This is a genomic window from Phyllobacterium sp. YR531 (assembly GCF_000282595.1).
GTDB lineage: Bacteria > Pseudomonadota > Alphaproteobacteria > Rhizobiales > Rhizobiaceae > Phyllobacterium.
Window position 1 is genome coordinate 407627 of the sequence record NZ_AKIZ01000022.1, and the last position, 12745, is coordinate 420371.

General features: G+C 55.2%; 11 protein-coding genes. 8 read left to right on the forward strand and 3 right to left on the reverse strand.

The features are described 5' to 3' along the window. Nucleotides 1–11: 11 nt before the first annotated feature. The 3 genes from PMI41_RS15505 to PMI41_RS15515 form a co-directional block, all read right to left on the reverse strand. Nucleotides 12–1067, reverse strand: a complete 1056-nt coding sequence (locus PMI41_RS15505) for a sugar phosphate isomerase/epimerase (RefSeq protein WP_008126382.1) — start codon at nt 1065–1067, stop codon at nt 12–14. A 29-nt stretch (nt 1068–1096) separates the two neighbouring features. After that, nucleotides 1097–2113, reverse strand: coding sequence for a LacI family DNA-binding transcriptional regulator (locus tag PMI41_RS15510; RefSeq protein WP_040855051.1), 1017 nt, complete (start codon nt 2111–2113; stop codon nt 1097–1099). A gap of 119 nt (nt 2114–2232) precedes the next feature. Continuing rightward, nucleotides 2233–3585 carry a formimidoylglutamate deiminase gene (locus PMI41_RS15515; protein ID WP_008126384.1) on the reverse strand — a complete coding sequence of 451 codons (1353 nt, stop codon included), beginning with the start codon at nt 3583–3585 and terminating at the stop codon, nt 2233–2235. Nucleotides 3586–3677: 92 nt separating this feature from the next. Here PMI41_RS15515 and hutI point away from each other — a divergent pair, with 92 nt between their 5' ends. The 8 genes from hutI to PMI41_RS15555 all read left to right on the forward strand — a co-directional run bounded on the left by hutI (nt 3678) and on the right by PMI41_RS15555 (nt 12724). Continuing rightward, entirely contained in the window at nt 3678–4919 is a 1242-nt protein-coding gene (gene hutI / locus PMI41_RS15520; RefSeq protein ID WP_008126387.1) for an imidazolonepropionase, read from the forward strand. After that, a complete protein-coding gene (gene hutH / locus PMI41_RS15525) occupies nt 4916–6457 on the forward strand; it encodes a histidine ammonia-lyase (RefSeq protein WP_008126388.1) in 1542 nt (513 codons plus the stop codon). Before hutI ends, hutH begins: the two co-directional genes overlap by 4 nt. A 10-nt stretch (nt 6458–6467) precedes the next feature. Further along, a complete protein-coding gene (hutG, locus tag PMI41_RS15530; protein ID WP_008126389.1) occupies nt 6468–7289 on the forward strand; it encodes an N-formylglutamate deformylase in 822 nt (273 codons plus the stop codon). After that, nucleotides 7270–8940: a urocanate hydratase gene (hutU, locus tag PMI41_RS15535; protein WP_008126392.1), complete on the forward strand. Its 1671-nt coding sequence runs from the start codon at nt 7270–7272 to the stop codon at nt 8938–8940. Before hutG ends, hutU begins: the two co-directional genes overlap by 20 nt. Next, nucleotides 8940–9521, forward strand: a complete 582-nt coding sequence (locus tag PMI41_RS15540) for a HutD family protein (protein WP_008126394.1) — start codon at nt 8940–8942, stop codon at nt 9519–9521. Before hutU ends, PMI41_RS15540 begins: the two co-directional genes overlap by 1 nt. A 64-nt stretch (nt 9522–9585) precedes the next feature. After that, on the forward strand, nt 9586–10284 hold the full coding sequence (hutC, locus tag PMI41_RS15545) for a histidine utilization repressor (RefSeq protein ID WP_040855358.1): 699 nt from the start codon (nt 9586–9588) through the stop codon (nt 10282–10284). A 124-nt stretch (nt 10285–10408) separates the two neighbouring features. Beyond that, on the forward strand, nt 10409–11512 hold the full coding sequence (locus tag PMI41_RS15550) for an ABC transporter ATP-binding protein (RefSeq protein ID WP_008126397.1): 1104 nt from the start codon (nt 10409–10411) through the stop codon (nt 11510–11512). A 75-nt stretch (nt 11513–11587) separates the two neighbouring features. Beyond that, on the forward strand, nt 11588–12724 hold the full coding sequence (locus PMI41_RS15555; protein WP_008126400.1) for an extracellular solute-binding protein: 1137 nt from the start codon (nt 11588–11590) through the stop codon (nt 12722–12724). Nucleotides 12725–12745: the final 21 nt, after the last annotated feature.

The following is a 12745-nucleotide window of genomic DNA, read 5'->3' on the forward strand; positions in this document are numbered from 1 at the left end:
GCTTTACCCTCTTACTTCAAACCAAGAATACGGCGGTTGGCCGCGTCGTCCGTGCCGGACCCGGCAAAATCATCGAATGCCCGCTCGGTAACGCGGATCAGATGCGCATCAATGAATTGAGCACCTTCGCGCGCGCCATCCTCCGGATGCTTCAAGGCGCACTCCCATTCCAGCACTGCCCAGCCATCGAAATCATAAGCGGTCAGTTTGGAGAAGATCGCCCCGAAATCAACCTGTCCGTCACCAAGGGAGCGGAAACGACCGGCGCGGTCTACCCAGGATTGGAAACCGCCATAGACACCTTGGCGTCCTGTCGGATTGAATTCGGCATCCTTCACGTGGAAGGCTTTGATCCGCTCATGATAGATATCGATGTAATCAAGATAATCGAGCTGCTGCAGCACGAAATGAGACGGATCATACAGCAGGTTTGCCCGGGAGTGATTGTTCACGCGCTCCAGAAACATTTCATAGGTAATGCCGTCATGAAGGTCTTCGCCCGGATGGATTTCGTAGGCCGCATCAACACCCTGCTCATCAAAGTAATTGAGGATGGGTGTCCAACGCTTTGCCAACTCATCAAAAGCCGCTTCAGCCAGACCTGCAGGCCGCTGCGGGAAAGGATAAAGAAATGGCCATGCAAGTGCGCCCGAAAATGTAGGCACCACTTTGAGACCAAGATGTTTTGAAGCCCGTGCCGCACGCTTCAACTGATCGACGGCCCATTCCTGACGTGCCGCCGGATTGCCTTGCACTTCCGGTGCTGCAAAACCATCCATGAGTTCATCATAGACCGGATGAACAGCGACAAGCTGCCCCTGAAGATGGGTCGCGAGTTCGGTGATTGTCAGACCATGTTTTGCGGCTGTCCCCGCGATCTCATCGCAATAATCTTTGGAGTCGGAAGCTTTCTTCAGATCAATGAGACGCGCATCCCACGCCGGAATCTGAATGCCCTTATAGCCAAGTCCTGCCGCCCATCCACACATTGCATCCAATGTATTGAACGGAGCTTCATCACCCGCAAACTGTGCGAGGAAAATAGCTGGTCCCTTGATCGTCTTCATGTGTTTCCTCCCAATACCAATTGTAGCCGTCAGGGCATGTTGTCCCTGAGAAAGATGTCGATGCGAATGTGTTCCTGCCCCGAAACAATCGGGCGGCCCTCTTTCAGCGCAGTAAGAATGCGCGCGGTGCTGCGCGCCATGTGACCCACATCCTGATTTATGATCGCGTCGATCGTACCGCGCACGAGATGGCGGCGCGTTGAGGGGGTCAGCTCGTGCGCTACAAAAATCATGTCGGAACCGCGATTGGCGGCCTCCAATGCTGCAATGACACCCGCCTGCCCGCCTCCGGCATTGTAGATCGCAACCGTATCAGGGTGATCCTGCAACAAGGATTTGGTGACTGCCTCGACCCGCGCATTCTCGTCACGCGCTTCTCGGACGGGAAGAACATTCAAATTAGGATATTCACGTGCAAGAACCTGTTCGAAACCAAACTGCCGCTCGACATGATCACGCAGCGCCAGAGATCCGGCGATCATGCCAACCTTACCCTTGCGTGAGCCGACAAAGCGGCCGATCAGCGACGCAGCAGTGCGGCCCGCAGCGAAATTATCGATACCAACATAATGTGCGCGCCTTGAGTTTGGCACGTCCGAAACCAGCGTGAGAACCACGACACCGGAATCCGCAAGTGCATTGATGGCTTCGGTGACGGCAGGATGATCTAGCGCAACGACTGCGACACCATCAATTCCGCTCGGAAGCTTTTCCAAGGCCGATGCCAACGCCTCGCCATCAAACGTATCGACATACTGAATGGTCAGGCGCACCCGCTCCTGCAACTGGCGTTCGCGCGTTGCGCGGAACTCGGCAGCAAGAGCCTGCATGAATTCATTTTCGCCGGTCGGGAGAATGATGCGGAAATCATAATCGCGGCCGCGAGCCAATCTGGAAGCGTGCGGATCTGGCAGGAAACCCAGCTGTTTGATAGCCGCGTTGACGCGCTGAATGGTGCGCGCATGCACACCTATTCTCCCGTTCACCACGCGATCAACCGTTGCAAGACTGACACCGGCTTCTCGGGCGACGTCTTCGAGCGTCATTTTCACCACGAGAATTCTCCTCCGGCTGATATACTAATTCAGCCAAATGAGGTGTGCAACTCTTTTTGAGCTTTTCTGATGGGAAATTTGACAGGTAGTCTGATTGATCGGAAGCTGTTTTAGAAACTGGCGGACATCAGTTCTTGCATCACTTTCCCGAACTTTTGTTCGATCTGGTCGCGGAGCTTGTGGCGGCCACCCTCAACCTGCTTGATGCCGGATACCCAAGTGCTGTCCACTTTGGCACCATTGGCAAATATCCACGAGTCGAGTGCGACGTCGCCGGAGAAGATACCAGCCGTTTGCTGCTGGATGCTGATGAAGTCTGCTGGTCTGCCAACTGCGAGACCTGTCTCGCTGCCAAGGGCGACGCTGCCGCCATGAGCCGCATGGTCGAAAATGGTGCGGCCGGTCGATCCCCCCGCTGGCGCGAGCACGTTGCGGGAACGATGTGCCAGACGCTGAGAATATTCCAGTTGACGCAACTCGTCTGCTATTCCGATGAGAACGTTAGAATCTGAACCAATGCCGAACCTGCCTCCCGTTTGGGTAAACAAATCCGCAGAAAATGTACCGTCGCCAAGATTAGCCTCCGTTATCGGGCAAAGCCCAGCAACCGCGCCACTGCGTGCCATCCCACTGGTTTCATCATCCGTCATATGGGTTGCGTGGATCAGGCACCAGGTGGCATCCAAATCGGCATTTTGCAGGAGCCACTCAACCGGGCGGGCACCGGACCAGGCAATACAGTCCTCAACTTCCTTCACCTGCTCCGCCACATGGATATGTTTCGGATTGCTACCGGCAATGGCTGTAACGGCTGCAAGTTCGTCCGGGGTAACCGCCCGCAGACTGTGCGGCGCTACGCCGACATTACCGCCAGTCAGGCTCTTGACGGAATTGAGGCAACCGGCATGGATCCGCTCATAAGAGTCCAGCGAGTTTATAAAGCGTCGCTGCCCTTCGGAAGGAGCAGCGCCTCCAAATGTTGAGTGCGCATAGAAGACTGGAAGCAGAGTCAGGCCAATACCGGTCTGGCTTGCCGCTGCTGCGATACGTTCGGCCATTTCCGCAATATTGGCGTAGGGCTGCCCGTCAACATCATGGTGGAGATAGTGAAATTCGCCAACGCGAATGAAGCCGGCCTCCAGCATTTCCATATAAAGCTGGGCGGCAACAGCCTCCATTTGTTCTGGCGACATGGTCAAGGCGAAGCGATACATGACATTGCGCCAGCTCCAGAAACTGTCAGAGCCGGGGCCACGGCTTTCCGCCAGTCCTGCCATGCCGCGCTGAAAAGCGTGGCTATGCAGGTTCGGCATGCCGGGAAGAATGATCGTATGGCGCTCGTCATCGGGTGCCGCGCTGGCTCCCGGCTGCATGGCTGTAATTCCGGTTTCGTCAAAGCTTATGCGAACGTCCTGCTGCCAGCCGGAAGGCGTAAGGGCTGCCTGTGCAAAAACATGCGTCAATTGTGAATCCTCCCGAAGTGACAGAAAAACTGTTTGCGTTGATCTCAATTATGTCTATACATATTAACAGGAGAAGAAAAGGCGTAAAGCTCATGGGTGGAAATATAATCTCAGACAATGGCGTTGGTTTTCAGCTATGGCGCAACATGCGTTTGGTAACCTGCGAAGAGAACGCGACTGCGATTATCGAGCAAGCGGCCATTCTCGTAAAGGACGGCCGGATTGTCTTTGCAGGAGCTGAAAGTGAACTTCCTCAGGAAGCGCGGACAATTGAAGCTGTCGACCTTGAGGGAAAGCTGGTCACTCCGGCACTTGTCGATTGTCATACCCATCTGGTCTATGGCGGCAATCGGGCTCGCGAGTTCGAAATGCGGCTTGAAGGGGCAACTTACGAAGAAGTCGCGCGCGCAGGTGGCGGTATCGTCTCATCCGTTAAGGCCACTAACGCCCTAAGTGAAGACGATCTGCTCGCGCAGAGCCTGCCACGGCTCGATACGCTGTTAAGCGAAGGGATATCCACTATCGAGATCAAATCCGGCTACGGGCTGAACATTGAAGCCGAGTTGAAAATGCTGCGGGTCGCGCGCCGGTTGGCAACGTTGCGCCCCGTGCGCATTCATACGAGCTATCTTGCCGCCCATGCAGTGCCGGTTGAGTATCGCGGCCGCCCCGATGATTACATTACTGATGTAGTCCTGCCCGGACTTAATGCAGCTCATAGAGAAGGGCTTGTCGATGCGGTGGACGGGTTCTGTGAAGGGATCGCGTTTTCACCCGCTCAGATAAGCCGCGTTTTTGACAAGGCGAAAGCCCTCGGCATTCCCGTCAAACTGCATGCGGAGCAACTGTCCAATCTTGGCGGCGCCAAACTTGCGGCGTCCTATGGTGCGCTCTCCGCCGACCATCTTGAGTATCTCGATGAAGAAGGGGCGAAAGCCATGGCGGCAGCAGGAACTGTTGCAGTTCTTTTGCCGGGTGCCTTTTATACATTGCGCGAAGAGCAGGCTCCGCCCGTACGGGTCCTGCGTGATGCAGGCGTTCACATTGCTGTCGCGACGGACTGCAATCCCGGTACATCGCCGCTTACTTCGCTGCTTCTGACAATGAATATGGCGTGCACACTCTTCCGCCTGACTGTCGATGAAGTGCTTTCCGGCACAACGCGTGAGGCGGCGCGTGCGCTTGGCATATTGAATGAAACGGGTACGATCAAAGCGGGAAAGTCGGCTGACTTTGCAGTCTGGAATGCAACCAGCCCTGCTGAACTTGTTTACCGCATCGGCTTCAACCCTCTCCACGCACGCATATTCCGGGGACAAAGGATTACTCAATGACCGTTATACTTCATCCGGGCAAAGTTTCGCTGAGCACTCTGGAAACCATTTACTGGCAAGGCACGCCTGTGAAGCTCGATCCTTCATACCACGCAGGAATTGAAGCTGCTGCACGGCGCATTGCTGAAATCGTCGCCGGGAACGCCCCGGTCTACGGTATCAATACAGGGTTTGGGAAGCTGGCGTCTATCAGGATTGACGCCGCCGATGTTGGAACATTGCAGCGCAATCTGATCCTCTCACACTGCTGCGGCGTGGGTAATGCTTTGCCAGAAAACATTGTTCGCCTGATTATGGCGTTGAAGCTCATATCGCTTGGTCGCGGTGCTTCCGGTGTGCGGTTTGAATTGATCACGCTCATTGAGGCGATGCTCGAAAAAGGTGTTATCCCTGTCATTCCCGAAAAAGGCTCGGTCGGCGCTTCCGGTGATCTGGCTCCCTTGGCGCATATGGCTGCGGCGATGATCGGCGAAGGCGATGTCATATTCGATGGCAAGCAATTGCCTGCTGGCGATGGGCTTGCCAAAGCCGGTCTCAAACCGGTCGTGCTTGCAGCCAAGGAAGGCCTTGCGCTTATCAATGGCACGCAGGTTTCTACGGCATTGGCATTGGCGGGACTATTCCGCGCGCATCGCGCCGGTCAATCGGCATTGATAACAGGTGCTCTTTCGACGGATGCAGCTATGGGCTCTTCGGCTCCCTTCCATGCCGACATACATTCGCTTCGCGGCCATCGCGGTCAGATTGATACGGGTGCCGCATTGCGGCGTCTGCTGGAAAACTCCCCGATCCGCGAAAGTCATATTGAAGGCGATGAGCGCGTACAGGACCCTTATTGCATCCGCTGCCAGCCGCAGGTTGATGGAGCATGTCTTGATCTGTTGAGAATGGCGGCACGTACGCTGGAAATAGAAGCCAATGCCGTGACTGACAATCCGCTGGTTCTCAGCGATGGCTCGGTCGTCTCCGGCGGCAACTTCCATGCCGAGCCCGTTGCATTTGCCGCTGATCAGATTGCGCTGGCAATCTGCGAGATCGGATCAATCGCCCAACGCCGTATTGCTTTGCTGGTCGATCCTGCCCTGAGCTATGGCTTGCCGGCATTTCTTGCCCGCAAGCCCGGTTTGAATTCGGGGCTGATGATTGCAGAGGTGACATCCGCTGCACTGATGTCGGAAAACAAGCAGATGTCGCATCCGGCATCTGTTGATTCAACGCCGACCTCTGCCAATCAGGAAGATCACGTTTCGATGGCCTGCCATGGTGCGCGACGTCTTCTGCAGATGACGGATAATCTGTTCTCGATCATTGGCATCGAGGCGCTGACCGCAGCACAGGGAATTGATCTGCGAGCGCCGCTCCAGACCAGCCCGGAACTCAGCCGCGCCCATGGCGTTATCCGAGCAGCGGTGCCCACATTGGAAGAGGATCGCTATATGGCGCCTGATCTGAAAGCTGTTTCAGATGTTGTTGCATCAGGCGCCCTGAACGCTGCGATCTCATCCGATATCCTGCCACCGCTTGATACAAGCTTGTGAGGATCGGCCAATGAGCGTTGTCGAAGTAAAACAGGGAACATCCCCGATCATTCTCGGGTTTCCGCATACGGGAACCGACGTGCCGCCAGACATTTTTGCCCGTCTTAACGAGAACGGTCAGATGCTGGCGGATACGGATTGGCATATCGACCAGCTATATGATGGCCTTTTGCCGAACGTAACTACGGTTCGCGCTACGTTTCATCGTTATGTGATCGATGCCAATCGCGACCCGGAGGGCAAGAGCCTTTATCCCGGGCAGAACACGACGACACTGGTTCCTGAAACGGACTTTGACGGCAAGCCCATCTGGCGCGACAAGGAAAAACCAACCGCAGCCGATATCAAGCTGAGGCTGGAGACGTTTCATCGTCCTTATCACGATGCTTTGGCCGCAGAGATCAAGCGGGTTCAAGAGATGCACGGACTGTGCATTCTTTACGACTGCCACTCCATACGCTCGCACATCCCTTTCCTGTTCCAAGGCAAACTGCCCGACTTCAATATTGGAACCAGTGAGGGCAAGAGCTGTTCGCCGGAGATTGCTTCGGCTGTGGGGCGAATTGCATTTGCCGCTTCCGGTTATGACGCCGTGATCAATGGGCGGTTTAAAGGCGGGTGGACAACCCGGCATTATGGACAGCCTGAGAAAAACATTCACGCGATACAGATGGAGCTGACGCAATCCTCGCATCTGGCGAGTGAGGCGCTGCCTTTCGAATATGATGAGGCAAAGGCGGAAAAGCTGCGCAGGCACCTGAAAGATATTCTCGAAATTCTGGAACAGACTGCAATCAAACTGGGGAGCAGATATGAACAACCCAAGGCATAATATCCGCGAGATACGCAGCCCTCGCGGCAACGAACTCAATGCAAAATCCTGGATGACCGAAGCGCCTTTGCGCATGTTGATGAACAATCTGGACCCGGATGTCGCCGAGAACCCGAATGAGCTGGTTGTCTATGGCGGTATTGGCCGTGCCGCCCGTACGTGGGATGATTTCGACAAGATCGTATCTACTTTGAAAACGCTGAACGAGGATGAAACGCTCCTCGTGCAGTCCGGCAAGCCTGTCGGCGTTTTCAAAACGCATTCCAATGCACCACGCGTATTGATCGCGAATTCCAATCTGGTTCCGCATTGGGCGACATGGGATCATTTCAATGAACTGGATAAGAAGGGCTTGGCCATGTATGGCCAAATGACTGCCGGCTCGTGGATTTACATCGGCACTCAAGGCATCGTGCAAGGCACATATGAAACCTTTGTCGAGGCCGGTCGCCAACATTATGGCGGCAGCCTCAAAGGCAAATGGATTTTGACCGGGGGTCTTGGTGGCATGGGCGGCGCTCAGCCGCTTGCCGCTGTCATGGCAGGTGCCTGCTGTCTTGCTGTCGAATGCAATCCTGACTCTATCGATTTCCGCCTGCGCACCCGTTATGTGGACGCCAAGGCTGAAACGCTTGATGAAGCGCTCGAAATGATCGATCGCTGGACCAAGGCGGGGGAAGCCAAGTCAGTTGGTCTTCTTGGCAATGCCGCTGAAATCTTGCCTGAGCTGGTACGCCGTGGTGTGCGTCCCGATATCGTTACGGACCAGACATCGGCGCATGACCCTATCAATGGTTATCTGCCCAAGGGCTGGACCATGGCCGAATGGCGGGCCAAGCGTGAAAGTGATCCGAAGGCTGTCGAAAAGGCGGCACGGGCTTCAATGCGCGAACATGTGGAAGCCATGATTGCATTCTGGGATCAGGGCATTCCTACTCTCGACTACGGCAATAATATTCGCCAGGTCGCCAAGGATGAAGGGCTTGAAAACGCCTTTGCTTTCCCGGGCTTCGTGCCTGCCTATATCCGCCCGCTGTTTTGCCGGGGCGTTGGTCCATTCCGCTGGGCGGCACTTTCAGGCGACCCGGAAGACATTTACAAGACAGATGCCAAGGTCAAGGAACTGACGCCGGGCAATACACATTTGCACAACTGGCTGGATATGGCACGCGACCGCATCGCGTTCCAGGGTCTGCCAGCGCGCATCTGCTGGGTCGGTCTGGGTGATCGTGACCGGCTTGGTCTCGCCTTCAATGAGATGGTGCGCACGGGTGAATTGAAAGCGCCGATCGTGATTGGCCGCGATCATCTCGATTCAGGTTCTGTTGCATCCCCCAATCGTGAAACGGAAGCGATGAAAGACGGCTCGGATGCCGTGTCCGACTGGCCGCTGTTGAATGCGCTTCTCAACACCGCATCTGGAGCAACCTGGGTATCGCTGCATCATGGCGGCGGCGTAGGCATGGGTTTCTCGCAGCATTCCGGCATGGTCATCTGCTGTGATGGCACCGATGATGCGGCAGACCGTATCAAGCGTGTGCTGTGGAACGATCCGGCGACGGGCGTTATGCGTCATGCTGATGCGGGCTACGAGATCGCAATTGATTGCGCCAAGGAAAAAGGCCTCAACCTTCCGGGAATATTGGGCTGATGCATATATTGCGCGCCAGTGATCACAAACAGATGCCCTGGAAAAACGGGGGCGGTGTCACCACAGAGATCGCCATCGCCCCTGTAGGCGCAGATGCGGGTGAGTTTCACTGGCGTGTCAGCATGGCGACCGTCGCATCAGACGGACCTTTCTCGTCATTCGAAAACATTGATCGCATCCTCACGGTTCTGGAAGGTGCAGGAATGGATCTCGATGTGGCGGGAATGGAGCCTACTCGCCTAACAGCCGCCTCCGCACCTTTTGCATTTCCGGGGGACGCGACAACCTCGGCAAAGCTCGTTTCCGGCACCATTGTCGATCTGAATGTCATGACCCGGCGAGGTCAGTGGCTTGCAACGGTGGAGCGGCAGACTGTTAGCGTGCCCTGTTTTGTGAGAAGCGGTCCCGGGGTCGGTATCGTTTTTTGCTGCGATGGAACGCTTGAACTCCCGCAGGACGCCACCCTCAGCAAACATGATGCGTTGTTTGTCGGCGAAGCGGATGATATGGGCACGATGGCTGTCGGGGGCTCTGCGGACATTATAATCATCCGCCTTTCACAAAACCTGCCGGTTATTTGAAGAGGCCGTTTTGAATAAAGTTACCCCTCCCCCATCTGTTGAAGCTGACCAATCAAAAGGCCAGCTGTCAGCTCGCATCCGCAGCGATATTGAGCGGCGCATACTTTCAGGGGAATGGGCTCCGGGATATCGTATCCCGATTGAACGCGAGCTGATGGAAACTTACGACTGTGCGCGCATGACTGTGAACAAGGCACTGGTGGCGCTTGCAGCATCGGGTCTAATAGAGCGCCGTCGCCGTGCGGGCAGTTTTGTTTCCCAGCCGCTTGTACAGTCTGCCGTCATCGAGATTTCGGATGTAAGAGCGGAAGTGGAAGCTATCGGGCAGACCTATTCGCTGGAAATTCTTTCGCGGCGTCAGCGTACCAGTACGGCATCGGATATGAAGCGGCTTGATGTACAGACGCCTCGCCCCGTGCTGGCTGTGCTTTGCCGCCATCTTGCGGGCAAGCGCGTGCACGCATTTGAAGATCGCCTGATTGATCTGGTAAGCGTTCCGGACGCAGCTGAACTGACATTCGAAAAAGACCCTCCCGGCACCTGGCTGCGTGAGCATGTTCCCTGGTCGGAAGCTGAGAACCGTATCAGTGCCTTGAATGCTGATGCTGCTTTGTCAGCCCATCTCGGCGTCAAGGAAGGGGCTGCCTGTCTGCAGGTAGAACGCTCCACATGGCGGGGCGCACAACCCATTACCGCAGTCCGCATGTATTATCCCGGTGATACCTATCGACTGGTGGCTCACTTCAGTCCCAAAGGCAATTGAACACGCCTTGAAAGCGCTGTTCCTGGCCTGTTTTTGGACGTCTTGAAAATTTTGCTTGTCATCCCGCTGTTATAAACAGACAGTACAAAGAAAAAATTGCGCAGCTGTGCAATAGGGGATGAAAATGGACGATCAGGCTTTCCTTAGAGTGGCTGGGATGAGTGTCGGCTATGGTTCGACAACTGTTCTGGATAATCTCGATCTGGATATTGCAAAGGGTGAGTTTGTTGCTCTCCTTGGCTCGTCCGGCTGCGGCAAGACAACTTTGCTGCGCACGATTGCCGGGTTTGCAAAGCCATTCTCTGGGAGCATTGAAGTTGCCGGGCGGGATGTAACCCAGCTGCCACCTGACAAGCGCGGCATGGCGCTTGTATTTCAGTCTTACGCGCTATGGCCCCACATGACTGTCTCCCAGAATATCGGCTATGGTCTGAAGCTGCAAAAACGGCCACGCGAAACGATTGATAGCCGCGTTGATGAAATGCAGGAACTGCTCGGCCTATCGGGTCTGGGCAATCGCAAGCCCGCGCAGCTTTCGGGCGGTCAGCGTCAACGCGTTGCCCTCGGCAGGGCTCTTGCAATTGATCCGGAAATTCTCCTGCTTGATGAGCCGCTTTCAAATCTGGATGCGCGTATCCGCCTGACTGTCCGTCATGAAATCCGCTCGCTGCAAAAGCGTCTTGGCATCACGGCAGTCCACGTTACGCATGACCGCGAAGAAGCAATGGTTATGGCTGACCGCATTGTCATCATGAATGCTGGGCGGATCGAACAGCAGGGACCGCCCGAGGAAGTTTATAACAAACCTGCCTCGCCTTTTGTGGCCGCCTTCATGGGGGCTGAAAATCTGCTGTCCATGCAAGCGCGCGTGCAGGGCGATCAGATTGAACTGGCCGAAGGCGAGTTTAACCAAACATCGGTCACAGCTCGTTCGGGGCGGCCTTTAGCAACTGGTCCGGTGGAACTGCGGTTTCGTGCGGAGGCGGCACGGCTCGCCCGCAATCATGACACCGCAATGCAGGGGGTCGGCCATCTCGAACTGCGGGGCCAAATAGTAAGCGTAAGTTATCCCGGCGGGCATTGGCGTCATGCCGTCCGGCTTGGAGACCGCGAAATCCTTGTGGACGCGGACGCGCCTTTTAATCAGGGCGAAACGGTAAAAGTGCGCATACCGGCGGAATCTCTCTTTATTTTCAATACCTCAACAAATACGGCAAAACCATCATAAAACTGAAGTGAAATATCGCTTAGCTTCTGTTGTATCTTATACCAACAAAACACCAACTTGCTCAGGGAGTTACACATGAAAACGCTTCTACAGGCTTCTCTCATACTCGGATTAGCGGCGAGCCCGGCGGCTGCGGCAGATTTGACCGTTTTGACCGCTGGCGACCAGAATATGGTTGACTATATCAATGATTATCTGGGGCCGCTTTTCGAGAAGGAAAACCCCGGCACGACTGTCAGGGTTGTGGGCACCGGCCCCGGTGATGCGGGTTCGCAGAAGATCGTCGAGCGCTTCGATGCGCAATCCAAGGCCAATGTTGAAAAGTGGGACGCTGACGTTGCAGTTGTCCACGAGAAGTTTGCCGGCCCTATGGTCAAGGACGGGTATCTTGAGTCCTACCGGTCCAAGATAGCCTCGGGAGAGATGGTAACGAGTGAAAAGGCAAAGATGGCGCTGGGTTCAAACGTCGATGGCTATGTCATGCCGATGTTTTCCAGCCAGACTGCAATCGCTTACAATCCCGCGCTCATACCGACGCCCCCGAAGAGCTATGAGGAGCTTGTCACCTGGGCAAAGGAGAACCCCAAACAGTTTGGCTATAACGGTATAAAGGGTGGTGCTTCCGGCGTGAGCTTTGTCATGGGCTGGATTTACGCCTTCGGGGATGGCGACGCAAAGAAGCTCATGAATGGCCCATTTGAAGAGGCTGAAACCAAGAAGTGGGACAAGGCATTTGCCAGCTTGAAGGATTTCACCACCAATGCGACCCTTACGCCGGGCAATGCCGGAACGCTGGATATGCTGAGCCGCGGTGAAATTGCCATGGGTCCGGTTTGGGTGGACATGTTCTATTCCTGGCAGGCCGATGGCAAGCTGCCGCCAGAAATGAAACTGTTCCTGCCAGCGCCGGGTATGCCGGGACAGCCAATGCACTACGTTATTCCAGCAAAGAGCCCCAATACTGAACTCGCTGAAAAGTTTGTTGCACTCGCAACCAGTCCAAAGGTTCAGGCTGAAGGTATCGTAAAGCGTTTTAACTGGTATCCGGGCATTGACGCTAAGTTCGTGCAACCCGAACTCGATAAAGCAAGCTGGGACAAGCTGTTCGTCGATATTTCACCCGATGACCTTTCGACCAAAGCCAAACCTTTCCCGATCGCTCCGTATAACTCAGCCATTCTTGAGGCCTATGAGAAGAACGTAGCGAACTGATTGTCGGCAAACCGGGGCCAT